At 43.7% G+C, this 24875-nt stretch carries 17 protein-coding genes; 7 read left to right on the top strand and 10 right to left on the bottom strand.

The genetic code is table 11. The features are described 5' to 3' along the window. A complete protein-coding gene (locus tag J8M00_RS14765) occupies window positions 1-468 on the top strand; it encodes a CreA family protein (protein ID WP_211011281.1) in 468 nt (155 codons plus the stop codon). A 41-nt stretch (window positions 469-509) separates the two neighbouring features. Here J8M00_RS14765 and J8M00_RS14760 read toward each other — a convergent pair whose 3' ends face one another. Next, window positions 510-887 carry a YybH family protein gene (locus tag J8M00_RS14760; RefSeq protein ID WP_211011279.1) on the bottom strand — a complete coding sequence of 126 codons (378 nt, stop codon included), beginning with the start codon at window positions 885-887 and terminating at the stop codon, window positions 510-512. A 101-nt stretch (window positions 888-988) separates the two neighbouring features. Here J8M00_RS14760 and J8M00_RS14755 point away from each other — a divergent pair, with 101 nt between their 5' ends. Beyond that, window positions 989-1861, top strand: coding sequence for a LysR family transcriptional regulator (locus J8M00_RS14755; RefSeq protein ID WP_211011277.1), 873 nt, complete (start codon window positions 989-991; stop codon window positions 1859-1861). Window positions 1862-1895: 34 nt separating this feature from the next. On the opposite strand, the gene J8M00_RS14750 is transcribed toward J8M00_RS14755, so the two are convergent. Further along, entirely contained in the window at window positions 1896-3995 is a 2100-nt protein-coding gene (locus J8M00_RS14750; protein ID WP_211011275.1) for an alpha-amylase family glycosyl hydrolase, read from the bottom strand. A 217-nt stretch (window positions 3996-4212) separates the two neighbouring features. On the opposite strand from J8M00_RS14750, the gene J8M00_RS14745 reads away from it, so the two are divergent. Further along, the gene (locus J8M00_RS14745) at window positions 4213-5925 is read left to right on the top strand and encodes a CocE/NonD family hydrolase (protein ID WP_211011273.1); all 1713 of its coding nucleotides are present in this window, start codon (window positions 4213-4215) and stop codon (window positions 5923-5925) included. A 3-nt stretch (window positions 5926-5928) separates the two neighbouring features. Here the strand turns inward: J8M00_RS14745 and J8M00_RS14740 are convergent, their stop codons facing one another. Further along, window positions 5929-7455, bottom strand: coding sequence for an ATP-binding response regulator (locus tag J8M00_RS14740; RefSeq protein ID WP_211011271.1), 1527 nt, complete (start codon window positions 7453-7455; stop codon window positions 5929-5931). 241 nt (window positions 7456-7696) lie between these two features. Here J8M00_RS14740 and J8M00_RS14735 point away from each other — a divergent pair, with 241 nt between their 5' ends. After that, window positions 7697-13228: a two-component regulator propeller domain-containing protein gene (locus J8M00_RS14735; RefSeq protein ID WP_211011269.1), complete on the top strand. Its 5532-nt coding sequence runs from the start codon at window positions 7697-7699 to the stop codon at window positions 13226-13228. Window positions 13229-13391: 163 nt separating this feature from the next. Here J8M00_RS14735 and J8M00_RS14730 read toward each other — a convergent pair whose 3' ends face one another. Continuing rightward, the gene (locus tag J8M00_RS14730) at window positions 13392-14615 is read right to left on the bottom strand and encodes a right-handed parallel beta-helix repeat-containing protein (RefSeq protein ID WP_211011267.1); all 1224 of its coding nucleotides are present in this window, start codon (window positions 14613-14615) and stop codon (window positions 13392-13394) included. 162 nt (window positions 14616-14777) lie between these two features. On the opposite strand from J8M00_RS14730, the gene J8M00_RS14725 reads away from it, so the two are divergent. Beyond that, window positions 14778-15899, top strand: coding sequence for a LamG-like jellyroll fold domain-containing protein (locus tag J8M00_RS14725; RefSeq protein WP_211011265.1), 1122 nt, complete (start codon window positions 14778-14780; stop codon window positions 15897-15899). A gap of 103 nt (window positions 15900-16002) precedes the next feature. Here J8M00_RS14725 and J8M00_RS14720 read toward each other — a convergent pair whose 3' ends face one another. Then, complete coding sequence (locus J8M00_RS14720; RefSeq protein ID WP_211011263.1) at window positions 16003-18039, bottom strand: S9 family peptidase; 2037 nt, start codon at window positions 18037-18039, stop codon at window positions 16003-16005. Between the two features lie 397 nt (window positions 18040-18436). Between J8M00_RS14720 and J8M00_RS14715 the strand changes: the two genes are divergently transcribed. Continuing rightward, window positions 18437-18583 carry a hypothetical protein gene (locus J8M00_RS14715; RefSeq protein WP_155735414.1) on the top strand — a complete coding sequence of 49 codons (147 nt, stop codon included), beginning with the start codon at window positions 18437-18439 and terminating at the stop codon, window positions 18581-18583. Between the two features lie 80 nt (window positions 18584-18663). Here the strand turns inward: J8M00_RS14715 and J8M00_RS14710 are convergent, their stop codons facing one another. Next, entirely contained in the window at window positions 18664-19089 is a 426-nt protein-coding gene (locus J8M00_RS14710) for a GNAT family N-acetyltransferase (RefSeq protein WP_211011261.1), read from the bottom strand. A 17-nt stretch (window positions 19090-19106) separates the two neighbouring features. After that, on the bottom strand, window positions 19107-19712 hold the full coding sequence (locus J8M00_RS14705) for a LysE family translocator (protein WP_348772557.1): 606 nt from the start codon (window positions 19710-19712) through the stop codon (window positions 19107-19109). A 105-nt stretch (window positions 19713-19817) separates the two neighbouring features. On the opposite strand from J8M00_RS14705, the gene J8M00_RS14700 reads away from it, so the two are divergent. Continuing rightward, the gene (locus J8M00_RS14700) at window positions 19818-21203 is read left to right on the top strand and encodes a PLP-dependent aminotransferase family protein (protein WP_211011258.1); all 1386 of its coding nucleotides are present in this window, start codon (window positions 19818-19820) and stop codon (window positions 21201-21203) included. A gap of 37 nt (window positions 21204-21240) precedes the next feature. Here the strand turns inward: J8M00_RS14700 and J8M00_RS14695 are convergent, their stop codons facing one another. From J8M00_RS14695 to pbpC, 3 genes are all read right to left on the bottom strand, one after another. Then, window positions 21241-21597: a RidA family protein gene (locus J8M00_RS14695; protein WP_211011257.1), complete on the bottom strand. Its 357-nt coding sequence runs from the start codon at window positions 21595-21597 to the stop codon at window positions 21241-21243. 303 nt (window positions 21598-21900) lie between these two features. Further along, on the bottom strand, window positions 21901-22530 hold the full coding sequence (locus J8M00_RS14690) for a hypothetical protein (RefSeq protein ID WP_211011256.1): 630 nt from the start codon (window positions 22528-22530) through the stop codon (window positions 21901-21903). A gap of 159 nt (window positions 22531-22689) precedes the next feature. Then, window positions 22690-24864, bottom strand: a complete 2175-nt coding sequence (gene pbpC, locus J8M00_RS14685) for a penicillin-binding protein 1C (RefSeq protein ID WP_247687392.1) — start codon at window positions 24862-24864, stop codon at window positions 22690-22692. Window positions 24865-24875 lie beyond the last annotated feature (11 nt).

Raw genomic sequence — 24875 nt, 5'->3', positions numbered from 1 at the left:
ATGAAAAAACACATTGCGTTTGCTGCGGCACTTTTACTTGCTGGTTGCTCTGACAGTGAGGTTGGCGATGTTTCTTTGGGGTTGTTTACACTCAAGGATATTAAGCTAGATTCTATGGTTGATCCTGTGGTGACGGGCGTAACTTGTCATGTTGCCAGCATCGAGGCGGATTTGAGTTTGTCTGATCCCAGTGACAGTTCTATTTCTTGCCGACAAACAGGTGAAATTACCCCGGCCATGATAGCTAAAATTGACAAGTCAAAATCAGGCGAAGTGGTGTTTAAAAAATCCAAAAGTATATTTTTAAAAGCGATGAAAGTACGTCGTATTTATGATGCCAAAAGCCAAACAATCATGTACTTATCTTATAGTACTAAAGAAACCTCAGGGAGCTTTAAACACAGTTTGTCGACAGTGCCACTGTGGGGGACGCAAGCCTATGTGACGCCGTCGTTGTCGTCCAAATAACCTTTTTAGGCCGGGTTTATCTCGGCCTAAATATAGTGTCGTTATTTTTCACCTAACACTTCAAATTCGTCATATACCAGACGTGCAAGTCCATCCTGCTCTACAATCCAGTGTTCTCTATGAACGACACCATACGCTTTATTCATGGTCCATTTAGAGGTTAAGATAAAACCACCTTCAGGGGATGGCTGCCAATCAACATCACTGTAGTCAACACTGTGAAAGCCTTGATCTATGATGTCTTGCCAGAACTGGGCAATTTGTTCTCTGCCATGAAATACGCCAAATGGTTTTGCTTCCATAATAGCGTCTCGGGTGTATTGCATTGCACAGGCTTGTGCATCTTGGCGGTTAAACGCTTGTTGCCAAGCTGCGATGCCAGCTTTACATTGGGCTAATGGTGTTGGGTCCGTGTTCATGATGATGCTCCGCTAATTTAAACTTGTTTAAGCTTAGAGGTTTAATTAAATTAGAAAAACAACGTAAATAGAACAAATTGTTTAGCTGAGAAGAACAATCAATGAATAAATTGCGCCATATGTCACTATTTGCCCATATCGTCGAATGTGGCTCCATCACTGCCGCAGCCACTGATTTGGGGCTGTCTAAATCGGTGTTAAGTCAGCACTTAAAAGTACTTGAGCAGGAGTTGGGCGTGACTTTGCTCAAGCGTACGACCCGAAAACAAAGCTTGACCGCTGCGGGGGAGTGTTTTTATGCGCAGTGTAAATTAATCAATCAAACCGCCCAAGTGGCATGGCTTGAAGCGGCACAGTTTAATCAAGAAGTAAAAGGGAAGCTAAGGATCACAGCGCCAAATGTATTGATGACTACGTTGGTAGCACCTGCACTGGCTCAAATATGTGTTCACTATCCTGAATTGCAGTTAGAGTTGATTGCCGATGATCAACAGTTGGATCTGCAGGCGCAAAATATTGATTTGGCGATCCGCGTTGGACGATCTCAAAATAGCGATGCTAAACAACGAAAAATCGGTGAGTTTAGAGATGTCTTATGTGGCGCACCACAATTACTTTCGGCCTACCCACCGCAGCAACTGAGATATATCGCCAATGTTTGGCAGGGAACGGACATTGAACATGTGTTCACCTCTTCTGAGGGGAGTGAAAAAAGGTTTTCAGCCACACCAAGCTGTGTTGCCAATTCATTTGATACATGTATGACTCTGATTTGCCAAGGCGCGGGCATTGGTTTGATCCCAGCGTTTAAGTATTCTGAGTATGCTGCGCACTTAGCTGAAGTTTTTCCTCACTATAAATTGCCGCTCAACCCTGTGTTTGCTTTGCATACGTTCGACAAACAAGTACCACTGAGTGTAAAAGTGTGCTTAGAAGCAATAGAAAGTCAGCTTGCACACGGGATGGGTAAATAGATGGCCGCACTGTAAGTCGTGTGGCCATTCATATTTAATTTTCTGGATAAGTCTGTAAGTCACCTTGTGGTACATAAATGGTGTAATCACGACTTGGTGCGCTAAAATAGCCCCTGCCATCTTCATAGATAGTGACAATATCATCGGAGTCAAAGGCATTGACTAAGGTTTGCCCGGCTAAATTACTAAACCCAGTGGCGTGTGTAGTAACCCAAAGCCCTTTGCGCTGAGTATCATGGTTGTTTAACACCACAATGGCCCCTTGTTTTTGTCGTTTTCCGAACCGCCTTGCAACATATACATGTTGGGCATCACCATAAGGAGCACCAATTTGTGATAAAACTGCTAACCCACCATCCATATAGGTATTGCGAGCAAACATGAGTTTGTTGATGTCTTGCTTTAAGCCTGCGGGCGCTGTGATGGTTTTGTTTGGATCATGATAATCGTATTGCTTTACACCATAATAATGAGAGTAAAACACCGTTGGTTTGCCTTCATGGCTGAGGATGTAGGCATAGGCAAGTTTGTGGTCTTTGCTCACCCATTTATCATGCTCTTTTCCTGTATCATGGTTTTCGACAAAGGTGACCACTGACGTGCCCGGCAATTGGTGTCCTCGGTCATTTCTTACCAGCCCTGCATGATTGAGTGCACGCATGTCAAAATTTTGGTTTTGATTGGTCATTTGTGTAAGCACGGACTTTAAGGGGAAGTCAAATGCATCGACATCGGCGCCAGCAATTTGCACTGCATCTACCCAAGATTTTATGCTACTGTCACCGCCCCAGTATTCAGCGACAACAAATGGCTGTTTGCCATTGTGCTTAGGTAGGTTATTCATCCATTTTGCGGCAAACTCTGGTTGAAAGCCGCGTACGAAATCTAGGCGAAAACCATCAAAATTGTGCTCGGTTTTAAGCCATTTTCCCCAGTCGATCAGCTTTTGCTGCACTCGAGGTGAAAAGGTGTTGGTATCATTGCCAAAAAACTTGGTATTGGTGATCACTTCGTCATTACCCATTTCACCAAGCCAATCATCGCCATCAACAGGGTGAAAATCATGATACCGCCAGCCGTCATCACTGTTTGGGTAGTTACCGTCAGCCTCGCGCTGAGGAGGGGCTATACGTGTATTGGTATAAGCAAATAAATTGCTGTGAGTGATATTTATAGCTGGGCTATTGGGTGTACTTTGTTGCCAGACCTCAATGGGTAAAAAGCCGTTAGTTTGCGGTGCATCAGTCCAACCTAGTTGGCTGCTAGGATCGCCTTGTTTGGCACTGAGGCTAAGATATAAACTCTGTTTTTCAGGTACGTCTAGCCAGTATTCGTCGATATCTGTTTGATCAAAAATTTGACCTCTTATGGTTGTATTCAATCCAGAAAATGCATTGCTTCCGGGCCTAATTGCGGAGAAGTGACCATCATTGGGCTCTTGTTCGCGATGGATCGCATTTGAGGTGACGGAGTGCTTGGCATCTGTAATAGATAGGGTATACCCTCTGCTGGTGAGGTTGTGCTGCCATGGCATTGTTGAGCCATAGCCTTGAATTTTAATGAACACCCTCCCTTGTACATCTTTGAGCTGCCAGCTGATTTCATTACTCGGGTAGGCCACATATTGGTGCTGATGGGCCTTACCAAGTGCGTAGGCTTTTACCGCCGGGTTTATTTCACTATCTTGTTCGTTGCTATAAATATGGTTCAACACTACATCTGCATATACGTGAATGTTGTGCTGTTGCAGTTTACCTATCATATTGGTGAGTTCAGCTTGGCTGCCAAAGCGGGTTTCGATGCTGCCCTTTTGCAAGTAGCGGCCTAAGTCATAGTGGTCGTAAACACCATAACCCATGTCAATGATCCCCCAATTCCCTTTTGATGGAGGTGGGATCCAAATGCTGGAAAATCCAGCTTTTTCTAGTATAGGAGCCTGTTCAGCAAGGTGATCCCACCAAATACCATTTTTGTTTTTTTCATCTACTGGCACATCCCAATAAAACCCTTGTAGCATCACATCGTCAGTGGCGATGCATAAGTGGGAGACGAGGGATAACAGAGTACTAGTTATTATATGTCGGGTCTTGAAGCGGGTGTGCAGTCTGAGTGACTTATTGGTAATTTCGAGCATGACAGTTCCTTGCAAAACAATGGTTGAGTTTTATCAGCAATGAAAATAACTAAAGTAGCACCTTTGTAAAATTTTTGTTGTGAATACGTATGCATGAGTGTGTTTTTACCAATGAATAAAGGGGGTAGCACGTATGTAGCTAATCGAGAGAGGTTTGTTATGTTATTTTGGTTATGTTATACCATATCTATTAGTGGTGTTGATAAAGGGACTAATTATGTATTTCGTCGCATTGTTGATTGTGCTTTCTAGTTTTCAGTTAATGGCATTAGAGGTAAAGGATTTGAGGATCCCAGTTCGTGATAAAACTGAGTTGGCTGCAACGATTTACACGCCTACTTCTTCACCCAATCGCGATAAAAAGTTTCCAGTTATTGTACAGTTTACACCCTATGGCAAAAGTGAAGCGCAGCAAAGAGGGCGCTACTTTAGTAAGCATGGCTATATCTTTGTCGCTGTGGATAGTCGGGGTTTAGGTGAATCAAACGGCGTATTTACCCCTTTTATTGACGAAGGCCGTGATGGTTACGATGTAATTGAGTACCTCGCAAAACTTCCAATGAGTAATGGACTAGTGGGCACATTGGGTGGCTCATATCGTGGCTTTGCGCAATGGGCGATACAAAAATATCGACCACCCTCATTACAGTCAATGATTGCCATTGCCTCAGTTTACCCTGGATATGACTTCCCAATGGGTAATAATATTTTTTCTGACTACACAATTTCATGGTTAGATTTTGTTTTGTCCAATGGCCAAAACAAACGTTATGGCAATGGAGATAGGTGGCAACAAACTTATTTACGACAAAAAAATAGCGGTACAAGATTCAAGGATTTCGATAAAAATGCGACGCATTTATCTGATGTATATCAGACTTGGCTTGCGCACCCAAGCTATGATGAGTATTGGCAGACAATGGTGCCTAAGCAACAAGATTATGCTGCTATAACTACACCTATATTGTCTATAACGGGTCACTATGATGGCGATCAACGAGGCACGTTGCGGTATTTTAAAAATCACCAACAGTGGGGCAATCAGTTAGCCCGCTCTGAGCATTATTTGATAGTCGGGCCGTGGGATCACAGTGGCACTCGCAAACCAAAAAGCCATGTGCATGAAGCGTATTTTCTCCCTCCCAGTATGCTCGACATGTTTAAAATTCACTTAGACTGGTTTAATTGGACGCTAAAAGGCGAGGCTAAGCCCGCCTATTTGGACTCGCTTGTGATGCACTATATCCAAGCTTCTGGGCTGTGGGTTGGACAGACACACTTGAAGTCGGGATCTGATGTCGAACACTTACCTTTGCAATCGTTACAGATTCAAGGGGAAGTGCAAACTGTGAGCAGGTATCGCTATGACCCGACTAAGCCAATAGCATTACCAATGTCGTTAGATATGACAGGCTCAGTTAACTTGCCCAGTGAGTACGAGGGGTATGTGATATTTGAAACCAAACCTTTGGACCGTGACAAGGTACTTTTCGGTCGTTTGGAAGCTGAGGTTTGGTTAACAATGAACGTGGCAGATAGTGATTTTTATCTTGATGCATTTGAGGTGTGTACAAACAGTCGCCCTCGGTTATTAAGTAAGGCGCGTAAACGGGCAAAATATCGTGACAGTTTAACTAATCCCGTTTCAACGCCCAGTAACGTGCCTTTTTTGATTAAGTTTAAAGACTTTGATTGGGTGGCACGCAACATAGAAAAAGGGTGTAAATTGCAATTTGTTATACGCTCATCACAGTGGCATCGACAAAAGCATTTTAACAGCGCCTTACCCGTTGCATTTCAGACAATGAAACAAGCGCACGTTGCTGACATACAAATATTACATCAGCCGCAATATCCGAGTTATATTACAATACCTTGGTTAAAGCCGGGCGATGTAGGCAAACCTGTTGTCTTGCCTTTGAGTCTATAGCACCTAGGCGGTAGGTAAGTTAACAAAGACAGAAGTGCCTATTTGTTCATCACTACGATACTCAATGTAACCCTTTTGCTGTTCTGCAAGTACTTTGGCTGTATAGGTGCCCAGACCTGAGCGCGTACCTTTACCGTATGAAACAAACTTATCAAAAAACTGGTTGCGTATCTGTTTAGCTATGGGGTCTGGGTTTTGGATTGTGATAGTGTGGAATTGGGCGTTATTTTCACTTTGTATACTGATGGAGACTTTTTTGTCTCGAGATGTTGCTTCTAAGGCGTTTTGAATTAAATGGGTAAACAAGGCAAATAAAAGCTGTTGCTCTCCCTTTACATGCAAATTGTTTGGCACTGTGTTGGCAATATTGATCTGATGCTCTGAGATAATGTGACTCAGCCCCATTAGAACCTTCTCGAGCAGCTCATGCAGCGCATGGGGGGAGGGCTCAAACACATACTCATCACGTTCAATTTTTTGCAATGTTTGCATATTGTCCAAATGAAGTTGTAATTGTTGGCAGTTTTGTTGGATAAAATCTAAATATTGCTGTGCTTTTGACGGGTTATTTAAGTTATCAGACAATTGGTGGCTAGCAGTTTGAATTTCTTTGATTGGATTGATCACTTCCTGTTGGTTTACAGTATCAAACTGATCTCTGAGTTTGGCATTTTCCATCATGGTGTCAATTTGGGAGCGCATTAACCGATTTGAATCAATTGCACGGCAGTGCGCTTTGACTCTCGAGCGCACAATTGAGGGGTTTGCCGGCTTGGTTATATAGTCTACAGCTCCTAGCTCTAACCCTTTAACGATATGCTCTGTTTGCTCTAGGGCTGATAAAAATATCACGGTAATATGCTGAGTATTAGGGTCTGCTTTAAGTCGTTTACATACTTCAATGCCATCCATGTCTGGCATCATAATATCTAACAGTACCAAGTCGGGCTGGGGGTCCATCGCGCATATTTGCAACGCTTTTTTTCCATTTAAGGCTGCCTTTACTTTGTAATCTTTGCGCAAAATATCGCTTATAACCTTGATGTTATCTGCAACATCATCGACCACTAGAACCTGAGTAACGTGCTCACTTTGTGCCGCCTGTTCTGTTGCATTGGCTTTCATTGGCCTTACTGGCTTACTCAGTGCGCGCTGTAATCGAGATAACAAAATTTGGCTAGAGAATGGTTTGACAATGTATTCAGATACACCACTTTGAATGGCTTGCATCACATTACCTTGATCTATCGTGGCCGACGTCATAACAAAAGGGATCTGAGCTGTACGGGGTGTACTGCGGACATACTGTAGGAGAGAAATCCCATCTAATTTGGGTAATTGCCATTCTGAAATGATGAGTTGCACATCGTTATAAGTAAGTTTTTCTCGAGCATCTACGCCATTCGAACTCTGTACGACAGTGACATTTGCGGCGAGTTTTTTGGCTGTACTGGCAATCATGGAACGAATGGATTCATGCGGTTCCACAAGAAGAATGGTGATTGGCTGGGGGTTGTCACTCCAGGTCATAGCGCTCTCCGCGTCAAGTTTGCTTAATGGAAGTTAAAGGCTAATTGGCTGTCCTTGGCACGCGACTGCATAACTGAGTGATTGATAGACAAAAATTAACTCTTCTTATTTTGCACATGTTATCGAAAAGTGTCTAATAATTATGCATACACTCATAATGTTTGAACTGGCAGCGCATATTTCCTGCTGTGGTGCTATTGAGTGTAAATGTTTGCAATCCAGATATCTCAAGGAGTCAGATATGCGCCTTTGGCGGCTGTTTTTGTTTTTAATAAGTTTGTGTATGTATGTCGCAAGTGCCGACGCCTCACAAGTGAAGGTGGAAGCCATTTCAGCATACAATGGTTTAGCAAACCCACAAATTTACGCGGTGTCAAAGGATCCTCAAGGGTTCATGTGGTTTGGTAGTGCCGACGGCGTTAAACGCTATGATGGATATCAATTCGTCAGTTTTAATCATGACCCAAACGATCCTTATTCGTTGTCTGCAAACAGTGTTGGGGCATTACTTTTTGATAATCAAGGTCGATTATGGGCTGGTACATGGGGTGGCGGTCTCAACCTGTTTATTCGTGAAAAACAGCATTTTGTGCACTTTAAACATGATGCCAGTGATCCCAACTCCCTCGGTGCCAATAAAGTACAAACGCTATTTGAAAGTCGTGACGGTACACTGTGGGTTGGCACCAATGGGGGAGGGTTAAATCGATTGAAGGGAGATCTGCAAGGTTTTGAACGGTTTGTACAGCAGAATAATAACCCACATAGTCTAGGCAACAACCGAGTGTGGAGTATCAGCGAGGGGGAGCAGGGGGGTATTTGGGTTGGGACGTCGAATGGGTTGTATCGACTTGATAGAGATACCGGGCAATTTCGTGCATTTGGTGTAGCACCTCACTCTTTAGATCACGCTGAAGTACGTCAAGTGTCAGTGGATGATATGGGCCGGATCTGGGTCGCAACGCGGACAAGCTTTGGTTTGTTTAACCCTGACACTTCTGAATACCGCACTTTTAACTTACCCACAGGTACCTTACCGAGTGTCACTCGGCTACATCATTTTAATGACGATATTCTATTGGCCACATTTGCTGGTGTGTATCGCTTTTCACCTCGCATAAATCAGTTTGTACCTGTGATAGATAATGGTGAGTTGACGCTACTTCAAAACCGCGACGTGAGGCAAATCTTGATAGATGACAGCGGGTTACTGTGGGCGGCGACACGTTACTCTGGTGTGCAAAAGGTGTTTCCAAATCCTCCTGCTTTCGTGTCTTGGCAGAACTTTTTAAACGAGCAATTGCTCTCTGGGCTGTTTAATCAAGTACTGGCTATTGAGCGTGCCCAAATGGGTGGAGTTTGGCTGGGGACGGGTCGTGGATTAGTGCACTTTGATGGTAAATCGCAGTTTACCCCTTTTGCTGATGCTGAGACTTTACAGGGAAATTATCGATTGCGTATTCACAGCATGGCCCGAAATGCACAGGGTCAGCTATTTGCGGCAACCAGCTTTGGATTATATCAAGTTGATGAAAATGAAAAATCGCTAAGCTTAGTGCCTCTATCTTGGTTGGATGATTCTCGTCGCTCTGTAGAACACGTCAGCTTTGATAAGCAAGGGCAAATGTGGCTTGTGCTGGCAGGGCGCAGCGGGTTGACGCGATTAAATACGACAAACAATGCGGTAACACATTTTTTAGCGGGGCAAGACTTGGAGTTTACTTTCCATGACAGCGAAGGCTTGGTGTGGGCTGGCACTGATGGGGAGGGCGTATTTCGAATTAATCAACAGACCTCAGAGTTTGTGCAATATACAGCGCATGGCGAGCAAGTGGGGCCCAATGGCAACTATGTGACCCATGCAATGCAGCAAGGCGAATACATTTGGTTGGCTACCAACCTAGGGATAACGCGTTTTGATATGTCCAGCAGGCGTTTTAAACAGTATGACAATACCGCATCACAAGTGAACTTTGCGGTGAAGTCCATTGCGCAAGATAAAGAAGGCTTTTTGTGGTTTGCCAGCGCCAGTGGCGTGTTTAAATTTGATCCGACCTACGGTATTTTTCATCAATTTACGACAAATGATGGGCTGATCAACCATCATTTTTTAGCCCGTTCATTTATTGTGATGGATGAGCAAATATTGTTTGGCAGTATTGATGGGATCACAGGTTTCAACCCCAAAGATGTCAAAGTAAATACTAGTGCGCCGCCAGTTGCGTTCACTCAAGCTTTTATTGATGGTCGCCCTACGGCAATAGACAACGGTGAAATCCGTCTGAGTTATCGCGACAAAAACTTGTCCATTCATTTCGCAGCACTAGATTATCAAGCCACTGACGACAATCGTTATCGTACTTGGTTGGATGGGTATCACGATAAGTGGAGTGCGATTACACCTGAGCATATCGTTAATTATCGAGAGCTGCCGCCAGGCACCTATCGCTTTCGCGTTCAAGGCAGTAACAATCACGGTGTGTGGAATCAAGTTGGGATTGAGCTGAAAATTATTAGTGTACCCGCATGGTATCAAACTCTTTGGTTCCGTATTTTAATGCCATTGCTTGGGGTGTTAATTCTGTTAGGTGCATTTTGGCTCAGAGTAAGACAGTTGCGAGAAAACAGCATTGAACTTGAACGCAAAATTGCCCGCAGAACGCGAGATATTGTGGTGTTGGGGGAAGTTGGTAAGGAGGTCGCCGCAACCTATGATATGCATGTGATAAGCGAGACCATATACACACACTTGAGTGATATATTGCACTGCGAGTTTTTTGCGGTCGGGGTCTTTTATCCGGAAAAGCACTATGTCGATTATATCTATGCGAACCAGCAAGGAGAGCTATATGAGGCATTGGAAAGCCATACTAAAGTGATTAGTAGTGCCGACGTATACTGTGTGTCAAATGGTCAAGAGTTTTATGCTGCCTGCGAAGAAGAGTGGCAAAGCGTCGATTTAAAAGCATGTAATAATCTCTATGGTGAACAAACTAAGTCGGTATTTTGCGCGCCCTTGGTGGTAGACGGTAAAGTTATCGGGGTATTTACCGTGCAGTCCAACAAGCCTCGCGCTTATAAAGAAGTACATTTAAATGTGTTACGGTCCGTGGCCAACCACATTGCCGTTGCGTTGGCGAATTCTTTGTCTTATAGCGAATTAAAAGAGGCTGAACAGCGTTTGGACTTGGCGATGCAAGGGGCAAATGCAGGCACCTGGGAATGGGATTGCCAGAGCGATTTATTGGTCACAAACGCGATTTGGTCAACAATGTTGGGTTATCAAGAATGTGAGTTGGAACTGAACTATGGAAATACCATAAAGCGCTGGCGAGAGCTTATTCACCCAGATGATCTTCCCCTTGTCGAAAATGCACTTCAAGCTCACTTATCAAAACAAACAAAAACTTACCGCTGTGAGTTGCGGATGAAAACAGCCACAGGAGAGTGGAAGTGGATATTAAGTATGGGCCAAAGTGTCTTTGTGAACCAAGATAGCCGACGCAAGGAAATGTTTGGAATTCACATGGATATTTCAGATTCCAAAGACTTAGAAGCTGCGCTGAAACAGGCCAAAGAACGTGCAGAAAGTGCAACGCAAGCCAAGTCAGACTTTTTGTCAAATATGTCTCATGAGATCCGTACTCCGATGAATGCCATTATAGGTATGAGCTACTTGGCATTAGAGACGGAGCTTAACTTTAAGCAACGTAATTATGTTCAAAAGATCCATCGTAGTGCTGAATCTTTGCTTGGCATTATCAATGATATTTTAGATTTCTCTAAAATAGAGGCTGGCAAGCTAGATATTGAGCAAGTTGAATTTTGTGTGGAGGAAACGCTACGTAGTTGTTTAGATTTAATAGCAGTCAAAGCCAAAGAAAAAGGCTTGGAATTGTGCGCGCATATAGATCCTGTTGTACCGAGCAAGTTAATTGGCGACCCGCTGAGATTGTCGCAAATTCTGCTTAATTTAGGTAGCAATGCGGTGAAGTTTACAGAGCAAGGTGGTGAGGTGTTAATTGACGTGCGCGTTGAGCAGCAGCTTGGCGGAGAGATCACATTACAGTTTGCTGTGGTAGACTCAGGAATAGGTATGTCTGAAGAGCAGCAGGCCAAGTTGTTTAGCTCATTCTCCCAAGCAGACACATCAACAACACGAAAATATGGCGGCACGGGACTAGGGCTCGCGATTTGCAAAAAGCTGGTGGAACTTATGCACGGAGAAATCCATTGTCAAAGTGCATTGGGTGTCGGCAGTACTTTTAGCTTTACGTTAGTTTTGGATGATGCTCTGTATGAACATGAAGCGCGGGACGATATACCTGCAACTCAAGCTGTGATCATAGATGATAACTACAGTGCCAGTCGTAATCTCGTTTCTTATTTATCTAGCTTTGATATTCAAGCGCACAGTCTAACTTCAGTTGAGGTCAAGGATGTGGCGACTTTAGTTGCAGATAATGACATTATTTTTATTGATATGAGAATAGAGTCGCAATGTGGATTGGTACAACAGCTCAATCGTGCTGGGTCTCAAATCCCGATAATTTTAATGCCACTGTACGATGCGCAAATAGTAGAACCTTATCTTCAAAACCAGCAAAAACTGAGTTTTGTCGCTAAACCTTATTTGGCGATTGATATCTACAGCGCTTTACAGCGAGTTTTTGGGTTAAGTCATGAGGGTGGCTCAGGCGCTGTTATTCAGCAAGAGAGTGTTCATTCACTGGCGGGAGCGCGTTTGTTATTGGTTGAGGACAATGACTTAAATCAAGAGTTAGCAATTGCCCTTTTGACCGGAAAGGGCATTGTAGTCGATGTCGCAGAACATGGGCAGCAGGCCTTGGATATGTTGGCGCAAGCGCAATATGATGGTGTCCTTATGGATTGTCAAATGCCCGTAATGGATGGGTATACAGCTACACGTGAGATCAGGGCGCAAAGTCAATTTGAATCCTTGCCTATTATTGCAATGACAGCCAGTGTGATGATGGATAATCAAGAGGCAGCATTGGCTTGCGGCATGAATGATATAATCAGTAAGCCGCTCAACGTGGATAAAATGTTCGCGACATTGCAAAAATGGATTAAGGTATCAGAGCACAGCCAGCACTTTGCTGAGCAAGTAGTACCAGCGAGCGATGAGGTTCAATACCCGAAAATCCCTGGCGTTGACGCAGGCATTGCCAAGTCTATATCTCAAGGGGATGTGGCACTTTATATGCGTTTACTGCAACGGTTTGTAGATAGACAACAGCATTTTCACGCACACTTTGAGGAAGCATTAGAGCAGGCCCACACAGATCCTGATGGGCCTATGCGTTGCGCACATACGCTAAAGGGGACCGCAGGTAATATTGGGGCAACGCAGGTACAGTCTGTTGCGGGAGAGTTAGAACAAATTTGTGCAGATCAAAAAGCACACGCGGTGGCGCTGAATCAAGTGCATGAACAGCTTGAGCCGTTAATATTTGCGATACAGCAAGTTCTCAATAGCACGGACAAAGAAGAACAGATCACCCCTAGTAACTCTGTCCTGCTGACAGAGCAGCAAATTGCCGAAAAATTGAGCCAGCTTACAACCTTGCTGGAAGATTATGACACAGACGCAATTGATCTGGTTAGTGAGCTACTGCCAATGTATCAAGGGACGCGGTTTTTTGATGTCTTTACGCAATTGGTGACATTGATTGATGACTATGATTTTGATGCAGCAAATGAATTGTTAAGTCAAATCAAACCTGAACTACGCGTGTCAGAGCAAGTTTGAAGTAGATGTGTTAACACCACATGGCTGGTGTATCGGGGTCACTCGACGCTTAAAAAAAATGCTGAGCGTGCCGGTCAAGGTATGTTGGCAAGGATTGACATTTAGGCACGCCCAGCAAAAAAGTTGGCTAATTAAACTCGCCTATCTTGTTAGAGGTAATCTGTTAGTACGCAGATTGCGTCACGTAATGATGGTTATTCAGCTCGTGTCGCAATACCGAATCGTTTAAGTATGAAAAGGTTTTTGGGCGGCCAGCTGCATCTACTGAGCCGTCGTTTTCTATGCTATTCTCAATAATTCGGTGTGCAGATACGGTATTGATGGCATACAACTTCAATGCATAACTCCCAGGGTGAATAATCAAGTTTCCTTTGTAGTCGTGCGGTAAGCCATTTTGAATACTAGCGTCCTGCTGTGCCATGTTTCGTGCAAAAATGCCATTTTCTCCTGCATAGATAATGTGGTTATTGAGCACTCTAACCGCATCTCCCTCGATCATCATGCCATTGCCACCGCTGCGATAGATGAGGTTGTCTCTGACTTCAACGTCATTACCACCAATTTGAATCCCGGTATTTTGCCAATGGAGATCGAAAGGGCTGACACCTGTGCGGTAAATGGTGTTGTTGTTGACAAATGTGTTGCCTTGGATGGAGTTAACTTGAATACCATCCGCTCCGATGTTTTCTAACTTATTGTCAAAAATATGTACATCTTGTAGTTTGTGCGGATAGACAGTCGTCAATGTGTTATCACACAATAAGGTACGTGATCTTCCTGTATATCCGATATACATACCTTCTCCACTTTCAGTATCGTGGATGTAGTTATTGTGAATGCGGATCCCTGTCATAGTAAAGTTTTCAGCCCAGGTGGCTGCGTCGCATGTGGGATCTGTTTTTATCAACATACCAGCAAATCTGGCGCGATAAATTTCAATATGATCAATTTCTATTTGTTCACTCAAAGTGCCAACACCCAGTGTGCCACCCAATTGAAGTCCATACTCGGACACATCTTCTACAGGTTTTGAGGTGATCCGCAGCCACTGACTATTTTCTACCGCAATACTGTATTCATAAGGAGAAAATGTCACTACGCTATCTTGGTTGCGAATGATGATTGGCGCTGATGCACTTCCTTGCACATTGCGTACTCTTAGTGGTCCTCTTGTGCCGCCTTCGAGACATAAAGTTTGGCCGGCATTAACTCCCATGCTTTGGCCGTCTATTAAGTGCTGATTACGACTTATGTAATGATCACACTTTAGATTTGTTATCTGTTCGTGGCTATTATTTTGCAAGTCAAGATTTGCAAAACTAGGGGATGCGAAGAGTATATTACATACTACTAAAGCGATTTTTGAGGATTTAGTTGCATTCGTCATTGGACACTCCATTATCAAATGTTTGAATATATTGTTGATTCAAAGTGAATAAGAAATTGCGTTTATCTTGATGAGCATGTTCAGAAAACACTAGAAAAATAGGGTAAATAAAGAGTAAAATTACTTTTACCGGATATGGGTAAGTGTTAGTTGTTGATATTTATGGATAAGTTTTTTATGGATGAAGAAAAATTAAGTTTAGAAAAATGTAAAGGGTTCTGGGTTGGTAGTGTTTATGCCGATTTGAACACTAAAACTTTGAGCAAAAATGAACTAAAACAACCTTTATCGGAACTGTCCTTCTCGCTTCTTTTGACCTTGATTGAGCATCAAAATAATCCATTGCCAGCAGAGCAATTACAAAATATCGTCTGGCAGGGTGTGATCACAGGTAATGAGAATGTAAAGCAGCGGATAAGTATTCTCAGAAAAGCCTTTCAAGCACTGGATGAACAAGAACAAATAAAAAATATCCGCGGCAAAGGGTACTTGTTAGCACAACCTGTCAAATTGGATTATGTCGATCACACATTTAAGGGGTGGCCATATGTGATGGCCGGAAGCGTCGCTATAATCGTTATCTTGGTTTGGCTGAGTTGGATATATACTTCAACCTCTAAAGTTTTAAAAAGCGAACAATATCAATTGTCTGTTTTGAAGGGGGAGATTATCAAACTAGCCAACAAGAAGCCCGATGTGGCTTTCTGCTTAGATGGTTTCGACGACTATGTTGAGGTTGTTGATTCCGAATTGGATGTGAGTACCGGCGACTTTTCAATCTCTACTTGGATACAAACTTCATCAACAGGTCAGCATATTATTGTCGATAAGCGATATGAAGACCAAGTCTCTGATGTGCAGGGCTATGTGTTTTATATTGACGATGGGTATTTGGCACTTCAGCTCGCTGACGGAGATGGCAGTTGGTATTGCCAAGAGCAAGACTCGTCTTGTACTTTTTACGATTCGCAGGCGTTTGTTGCAGATGGGCAATGGCATCATGTTGCAGTCAGCATTGATAGAGATCGTAGTAAAGGCATTCGATTTTATCTCGATGGCCAGTTTAACAGTGCGTTCGACCCGACAGGCCGTCAAGGTTCGTTGAGCAATGAAAAGCCACTGCGCATTGGCAGCCGTTCCTCGTTTAAAACTGGCTTATTTAAGGGCGCAATAGGTGAAATTCAAATACACCACAATGTGATGACACCATCACAAATACGAGAGCAATACAAGCAAGGTAACTACCGAAGTTGCAGCGGATCTGGCAGCAAAGGTGGGATATGAAACGAGCTTACGCTCGAACTACTATTGAGTAAAAGAGCGTTTCAGAGGGGATCAAAATATGTTGCTGAGTATATTCCCAGCAACATATCGTTAGGTTAATACGCTACTTTTTGTACATCTCAAACCATGCAATGGTATGTTCAATTTTAGAGATCATACGAGAAGGTCGGCCAGCAATACCGTGCGGTGCACCAGGTACACGTACTAGCACTGTATCAACTTTACGTAATTTTAATGCTTGATAAAACTGCTCTGACTCCGACATTGGCGTACGTCTATCCAGCTCACCCGTCATGATTAAAGAAGGCGTGGTGACATTCCCAACCAATGAGAGTGGCGAGCGCTGCCAGTAATGAGCCAAGTTTTCCCAAGGAAGGCCTGGGAACTGATTGCGAATTTGGCCAAGGTAACTATCTGCTGTGAGCACTTTACTGATCCAGTTAATCACAGGTTTGGTGATAGCCGCTGCGTTAAATCTGTCTGTCAAACCAATCGCATAAGCCGTTGCAATACCGCCTGCTGATCCACCAGCAATGAAAAGGTTTTTCTCATCGATAAATCCTTTGGCGATCAATGCGTCCACTGCAGAGTTGTGGTCGGCAAAATCTTCTTTTGAGCTATATTTGCCATCGAGTAACAATGCAAATCGCTCGCCATAGCTGGTTGAGCCGCGGTAGTTAACGTAAACAACAACGTAACCTTGTGCTGCATAACGCTGCAATTCAGCACTAAAATGCGGGCCATAAGCGAGATGTGGACCACCGTGGATCTCGACCAAAAGCGGGTACTTTTTTGATTTGTCGAAATTCGGTGGTGTAATGTACCAACCTTGGATCTGTTCACCGTCAAACTCTGACTTGTAATTGAGTTCGTGAACTTCTCCTAGAGTTCTGTGGGCCAACAAATCTGCGTTTAGCTGCGTCAGTGTTGCCGTTTTCCCCTTGCGCCAATAACCCACATCAGCCGGAGACTGGCTGTTGCCTTGCGTATAAGCAATGGTGCCATTATTGGCCATCGTAAAGTTACCGCTGACATAAGGACGGCCTAGGGTTGTGCCTGAGACATCGTCAATTAATGGGGATACTTTGCCACGGGTAGACACCTTTGCCAGTACTCGCTTGCCAGTGTCATCATATTGGATCACAAAGTCGCCTTTGCCTGCCCATTGGTAGTCAGCTACTGAGCGGTCTAGATCATCTGTCAGTGACGTCAGCTTTTTGTTCTTTATTGACAACAACGTTAGCTGGTTATTGATATAGGGTACCGGGGCATTGCCACGACTAATAAAGGCTAGCTTGTCGCCTTTTTTGGAAAATGTCGGGTTGTACTCTGAACCGGGTAAATCTGTTAGCTGTGTCAGCGACTGATCTGTGACACTGACTTTGAATAGATCCGATTCAGTTGTGCGGTATTCCCAATCAGGGTGTTGATCTGATGAGAATACGATACTTTGATTATTAGGGCTCCAAGCGAGAGGGCCCCGGTGTTGAAAATCCCCTTTAGTTAGCTGTCTTGGCGTACCACCATTAGCAGGTAATACAAAAACATGCCTAAATGCAGGTTCTAAATAGCCTCGGCCATCGGCTTGATAGCGTGCTTTTTCGAAGATTTTAACTGGCTCAGACCACTCAGCGCCTTTGGGCTTGCTCGGTAGTTTGACTGATTTTGCGAACTTGGATTTGCCTTGTGCTACATTCATCGTGAATGCAATCTGTTGACCATCTGGTGACCATGTAATATCACCGATAGCTTTGGGGAGTTGTGTTAAAACGGCTTGTTTATCTTGCGCTAACCAATAAACATGTAATTGGCGAGAGCCACTACTGTTACTGGTAAATGCGATTTTTTTACTGTCGGGAGACCAGCGTGGTTGACTGTAATTAAACTGATCAGCAAATAGTGGGTAATGTGCTTTTTCAGCAATGTCATATAACCATAATGTACGTTTGGGTTTGTCACGCATAATGTCGTAACTGCTTCTTTCGTAAACTATTTTCTTGCCATCAGGGCTTATCTGTGTGCTTGCTGCATACTCAAGCGCAAAGATGTCATCGGACTTAAGGGTTGAGCTGGCGACACTTTCAGTGGCTGCAAAGCCAAATAAGGCACCAGTTAAGGCGAGCGTTGTTATTGGTTTCATAAAGAGAGTCTACCGTTTTTAATTTGCTTTACATTAAAAGTGATTCGTTGGATAAACAAGCGTTATGAGATGGGCTCACGCAGTGCTTGGTCGAATGGGTGTGTATGGTTTTGATTTAAATCAAGTAATATAAAATCAGGATTGTTGCTAAGACTAAAGTAGTAATAATTGGGAGGGTAGACCTAGTGTGCTCCGTACCGCAAGTATGTTCAAGCGTTGAGCCAATTTTAATTTTTATCATTATTTAGGATTGGGCATTTTTCTGTTTCATTACTAATCATATATTCTATTTAGAAGGGGGGTTCGGGGTAAATAATTCCTTGATATTGGGTTAGAAAAGGATACTTTATGCATGCCAGACAGAGCTGGTACATAAGTTATATTAAATAAGGAGATAATGATGAAACTAAATCTTAAAACAAAGAAATTGGCTAACCTCTCGAACAAAGTGGTTACTCAGCACCTAACCGACAAAGTAGCGGGCGGAGCAGTGATCACTGGGTGTTATTTTCCATGTAAACCGCAAACTCATACGGGTAAATAGCCCATAAGAAACGGTGCCATATCGGGTCGGAAGGCGATGAATGGCACCTACTCATTATGAAAAACAGAGTCTCCTTGTGGCTATGAGTGCTGGCGGGTAAAAGAAGATTGAGCAAGACGTTCCATTAAGTATTGAGGCGCTTTAACACTGTCAAAGCCAAATTGTTGGTACAAGGTATGGGCATCATGTGTGGCCAGCGAAAATCGTCTAAGTCCCTGCAACTTTGGATGTGTGACCACGGCATCTAGGAGTTGTTTAGCATGACCAACACCGCGAAATGGCTCTAATACAAACACATCTAACAGATTGGCAAATGTCGACTGATCCGTGACAACTCGTGCAAAGGCAATAAGTTGATTATTTTGCACTAAAGCAAAGCACAATGAATTCTCAATGGCAGTCTGTAACTTCTCTTTTGAGATCCCTTTACTCCAGTAGCTGCGCTGCGACAAAAATGTGTGTACCTCATTGAACTGAGATTGAGTAAGCTGATTCACTATGTGCATGGGGTGAACTCCTGTATCTAATTGAGGTGTATTAGCGGAAGGCAAGCGAGCAATAGGCTGGCCATCAGATAATTGAATTTTTGCATGTGAGCTTGGTTTTGCAGTTTTGTGCTGATCACCTTGCCAAAGTAGGTCCAGCTTAGCCCACTGCCCAGCGCAACAATGTTGAATACCAGCACGCCAAGTATTGCTGAGTGCCAATAAAAGTCTCCGGGCAAAGTAAGTGCAGTGGTTAGTGATAGCAGGGTAGCCATGGTTTTTGGATTAATAAGCTGAAATAACGCAGCTTGCATAAATGATAGTGGCTTTGCCTGCTGAGGTTGGAGGCTGTTTTTCGCGTGTTTAAATGCAATCTTATATGCTAGGTAGATAATGTACCCACTTGCCAAAAATTTAAAGGTTAAATGTAATTGTGGGTTTGCTAACACCAGATGACCCAGCCCCATTAACATGATGATATGAATAACGGTCATTCCGGCGCGAATACCAATGAGATGCGGCATGGTTTTTTTAATACCAAATTGAGACCCTGAGTAAGTCAATAAGATGTTGTTAGGCCCTGGTGTAATCGATGCCGCAAAGCTGAATAGCATCAAAGCTGGCAGTAAGGTAAAAATTTCCACTGATTGCAAAGTGAACTCCTTATATTGTATCAATACAATTGTTGCTATTTGTTCTGTTTTTAATTATTGTCATAAGTACAAATAGGCATCAATTTATTTATTGTTATGGATACAATTTGGCGGGCTAATTGTGAACAGTTTTCACAATTAGCAAGTACTCAACCTAAATATATGGCACTTGCTGAGCTTATAGAGCAAGCAATAGATAATAAGCAGCTGGCTTTTGAGCAGCGTTTACCTGCACAAAGGGCATTGGCAGATACGTTGCAGATAACACATGGCACAGTGACGCGTGCCTATGAGCTACTGGAGCAACGAGGTTATGTTCAGGCAAAACTAGGTGCTGGTACTTATGTAACTAAAAACAATAGCCTACATCATCAAATGCAAATAAGTGACCTAGCATCAAGTGTGCAGCCACTGATGGGACAAGAAAGCATTATTGCACGAGCCATGCAGTCGCTAGCGCACAGCCATACTGATCTATCGGAGCTGTTAACTTACAAGCTGAATGGTTTACCTCGCCATCAAAGTTTTTTCCGTGAATGGTTAATACAGCGCGGATTTGCATGCGAAAAACATGAAGTGATTTTTACTCAAGGCGCACAGCAAGGGATTTATAGTTGTTTATCAACGCTTTGTGAACCTGGTGATGTTGTTTTACATGAAGCTTTAACGTATCCCGGATTTTTCAAAGCATGTAAGAGTTTAAAGGTACATACCAAAGGTATTCCTGTTAACAGCGAAGGCATTGATTTAGCGGTGCTTGAATCAGTTTGTCAAACTCAATCGGTAAAGGCGATTTACATTACACCAAACTGTCAAAACCCAACCAATGTGCGCTATAGCGAAGCGAGGTTGCAAGCGTTGTTGGCTTTGAGCCGAAAATACCATTTTTTCATCCTAGAAGATGATGTGAATTATTGCTTACCTGAAAACTGGCGATTACCACTTTGGCAGCAAGCGCCTGATCGGGTGTTTTATCTAGCCAGTTTCTCCAAGTATTTTAGTGGCGGCTTGCGCGCAGGTTACTTGCTTGCACCTATATTGTGGCAACAACAGGTGATCAATGCGGTTCATGCGCAATGCTGGTCGGTTTCGATGACGAACTTTGAGCTGTTGATGCGTGCGCTACAAAGTAAAGAATACCAATATGTACAAACAAAGCTGGAGGACGAAATTCGTTACCGTCAAGCTGCGTTGAAAAATGTGCTAGCTCAGTTTTCGTTTTCAGCTGAATTTCAGGGCTTGAATGTTTGCTGGCAATTACCTGTGAATTTGAACATGCACTATGTAGCTGCTCAGTTTAAATCCCACCAAGTTGAAGTTCGAGCTTTAGATGTATTCTCATCTCCATCAGAGACATGTGAGGACAATGGAATACGGTTTACTTTGGGTGGGCCTGCAACCAGAGAGGCGTTTAATTTTGCGATGTCACGGGTTGAAACGGTGTTACAAGAGCTATTAATGCAATCTGATGTGGTCATTTAAAGGACATTTGCCGACCTTGGTCGGCAAATGCGATTGATCAGTCTTTTTTCACAGCAGCAACCACAGAGACTTCAACGAGCAGTTCAGGTCTGGCCATCGCCGCTTCAACGCAAGCTCTGGCAGGCGCGTGGCCTTCAGGTACCCAAGCATCCCATACTTCATTCATTTGCGCGAAATACTGCATGTCACTGATATAAACGGTTGCACTTAAAATGTGTTTTCGGTCACTGCCTGCTTCTTCAAGTAGGGCGTCTACTTTGTCGAGCATGGTTTGCGTTTGCTCTTTAATACCTTGTGTCGCATCTTTACAAACTTGTCCACATAAGTAGATGGTATCGTTATGTACGACGATACGGCTCATTCGTTGGTTTGTATGTTTGCGCGTAATGGTCATATTTATTCCTCGGTAGCAGGCCTATATTTCAGGCTTGGATAGTTAGGTTGATGTTCGCTTGTCATACATGTTCAGGGTAAATGTCCATGTGTGGGCGTGTCGTATTTGTCCAGTAGTATATTGCAATTGAAGCGCTTAATTAAGCACGATTGTAAGATGTTGTACCTGTATTATTACTAAATAACTGTTTAACAAGTGAGGGGGTTTAGATAAAACGCAAAACGCTTGAAGTTAGCGTGAAGAGGGTTGCTGATATGATGAGAAAAGGCCATTGTTGCACTGGCCTCTTCTGTCCAATCCTATTTACACAGAGATCATGATTAAGCCTATGGCGCAAATAATGGTTAGGCCGATGAATATGTTGGCTAAGTTACCAGTATCAGCAATTGGCTCTGGGATGATTTCAGGTTGTGGGACCTCTTGTTGCGTCATGCGATAATAAAAGTTATCACCATAGCGTGCTTTTAGATCTTCACGTGTGGTCCACTCCAATTGTGTGGTGAGAAAGATCAGCACTTCGCTGGTGACCATTTCTTTATCATTTTGGCAGGATTTTTGGTGTGCTAGCACCCGATCAAATATCAGGGCGGCTAAGTCTTGCCTGAGCTCTACCTCCTGGCATGCTGGGTGATCTATAAGTAACTGCCATGCAGAGACTTGAGTATGCCTATGTGCATTGCCCAGTAACTCCATTAACTCTTCATTAAACTCGCTAAATAACGGGTTAGATAAGCTCTGCTGTGAAGGCGTGAATGGCTCGGTCAGTCCGCTGATCACCGACTGATAGGCAGCATTGAGCTGCGTTTCTTGTTCGGCTCGGGTTTCTTCTGGGGACGTTTTTAAGTTTTCTAGCTTTTGTTGATACGCCGCTTCAATTTGTTGCTTATCTGAAGTTGGAGTTAGTTCTAGTACATTCCAAGGATCTTTTGACACGGTTTAGCTCACCTTTCTTACTCTGTCAGTTTAATCTGTCACGTTTAATGACATAAAGACTACAGTCATGTGGTTGAGTGTAGCAGACTCCCTCTACTTTTCTAAACCATAGGCGATGGTTTTGTTGTTACTTTGGGTAAGTTTAAAAGGGGAGACGGTTTAAGGATGTATATAGATGACGTGTTTATCGCATTGCGAACGAAAGCATGCTGATATAATGGTTTTGCCCAAGTATTGATCTAGCTTCAGCTCCGGCTTTTTTTGCGGAGCATGATTGATAAACCAGTTGACATCAACTTGCCGTGAAGATCTTAACGGCAAAACGTCCAATTGAGAGCGATAGTAATGTTGTCCACTGCGCAATGAGGTGATTGCGATGCCGGTATCTACAGACGCGTTGGCAGCGCTTGGGCTAGATTGGCTAGGGCGTTGTTTGGTGTTAAGCCAATGAGAGAGTTTTTCTGGCCAAGATGAGACTGTCGTAAAGTCACCATCAATATCCATACTTGGTGGCGTAGTTTGGTTTATTGTCCAAGCTTGGTGTTGTGAATCACAGCTTTCTTTCGGCACTTGAACTCGCGCTAAACCACTTGGCCAACATATGATGGTATTGGTCACTTGCTTAGGTCGAATGAGTTTACGGCTATCAGGTGGCAACAAATCAAAGGCATCAAACATCAAAGGTGCAGCTTGTGTTGCTCCGAGGTAGCCAAGCATAGGGCTTGCATCAGGACGGCCGACCCAGACTGCAACAGTGTAATCAGGGCTGACGCCCACCGACCAGAAATCGCGATATCCATAACTTGTGCCTGTTTTCCATGCAATTTTTCTGCGTACAGATGGGACCACCCGGTCTGGGGCACTTTGGGCGCTGAGCATTTGGAAGGTGATCCAGCTACTTTGCGCAGAGAGGATAGGTGTTGGCGGTTTGAGATTGAAATCATGGCTGAGTATCTTGAGCGGGGCGACATAACCGTTGCTGGCCAGTGCTCGATATAGTTTTGCCAAAGTAAGTAGTTGGGTACCTGTCCCTCCTAGGCCCACAGACAGATTGGCTTTTTTATGACTGAATTCAATACCTGCACGGGAAAGGTTTTGCTCAAATCGAGCCGGTGTAATACGGTTTAATAGCTGAATTGCAGGTACATTCAATGATTTTTGCAAAGCGCGCTCGGCACTGATCGGGCCGTTAAAATGGCCATTTAAATTTTGCGGCTTGTAACCGTTGAAGTTTGCGGGAATATCACTCAATAGGCTTTTACTATGAATAAGGCCCATATCAAGCGCTTGGCCGTAAATAAATGGTTTTAGTGTCGAGCCTGGTGAGCGTGTGGCTCGCACCATATCAACGTGTGCAAATCGACTGGCATTTTGGAAGTCGATAGAGCCTTGGTAGGCGCGGATCTCTGCACTGGGATTATGTAAGACAACGACTGCTGCGGAAGCTTTGTGTGGCAAATGGTTGCTAGTGTTACGCAGCAGCGCAGCCAAACGTTTTTGCAGTGAATAATCTATCGTGGTATTGAGTTTGTGTGCATTGAAGTAACGTTGTTTTAAATAGCGACTTAGTAATGGTGCCAATGTGGGCTGCGGGTTGTTGTGCAGCTTAATGGGTTCTTCCCGTAATAGTTGGTACTGCTCAGTACTTAACAGCCGTCCTTGCTGCAAACGTGCGAGCACTTTATTGCGCATGGTTTTTGCGCGTTCTAGATATCTGTCTGGTCGATATAGAGAGGGTTTTTGTGGCAACACAACCAACAATGCGGCTTCATTTTTATTGAGTAATACTGGTAATTTATCAAAGTATTTAATAGATGCTGCGGCGACACCTTCAATGTTGCCGCCAAACGGCGCCAAATTGAGATAAAAAGTGAGGATCTCTTTTTTACTATAGTGCCACTCCAATTGGATTGCTCTTGCAATTTGATGAAGCTTTCCGCCAATGGTTCTAGAGTGGGGATCAATTAAACGTGCGACTTGCATAGTGAGTGTAGAGCCACCTGATATGACTCGTCCATAACGTAACCACTGTCCTGCGGCGCGCAGCAATGAAAAAGGATTAACGCCATAGTGATAATAAAACCATTGGTCTTCGTAGTGAAGAAGCGCACTTAAATAGAATTGATCTACGTCCTTTGGCGCGACTTGGTAGCGATGTACACCCAGCTGATCACCAAAAGAGCGCAAAGTCCGTTCGTTACTAGCGGTGACAAGTGTCGAGGGCCCATGGGGGTAAATAGCTGGCAGTGGGTTATGGGTATGCCAGACAATCGCTGCCATGATAATGGCAAGGATTGTGGCTGCGACTGTGAACAAAGCTTTTTTCAAAATCATCTAATTCTAAT

Source organism: Pseudoalteromonas luteoviolacea, from assembly GCF_018100925.1.
GTDB classification, from domain to species: domain Bacteria; phylum Pseudomonadota; class Gammaproteobacteria; order Enterobacterales; family Alteromonadaceae; genus Pseudoalteromonas; species Pseudoalteromonas obscura.
This window is presented reverse-complemented; position numbering and strand designations above follow the sequence as displayed.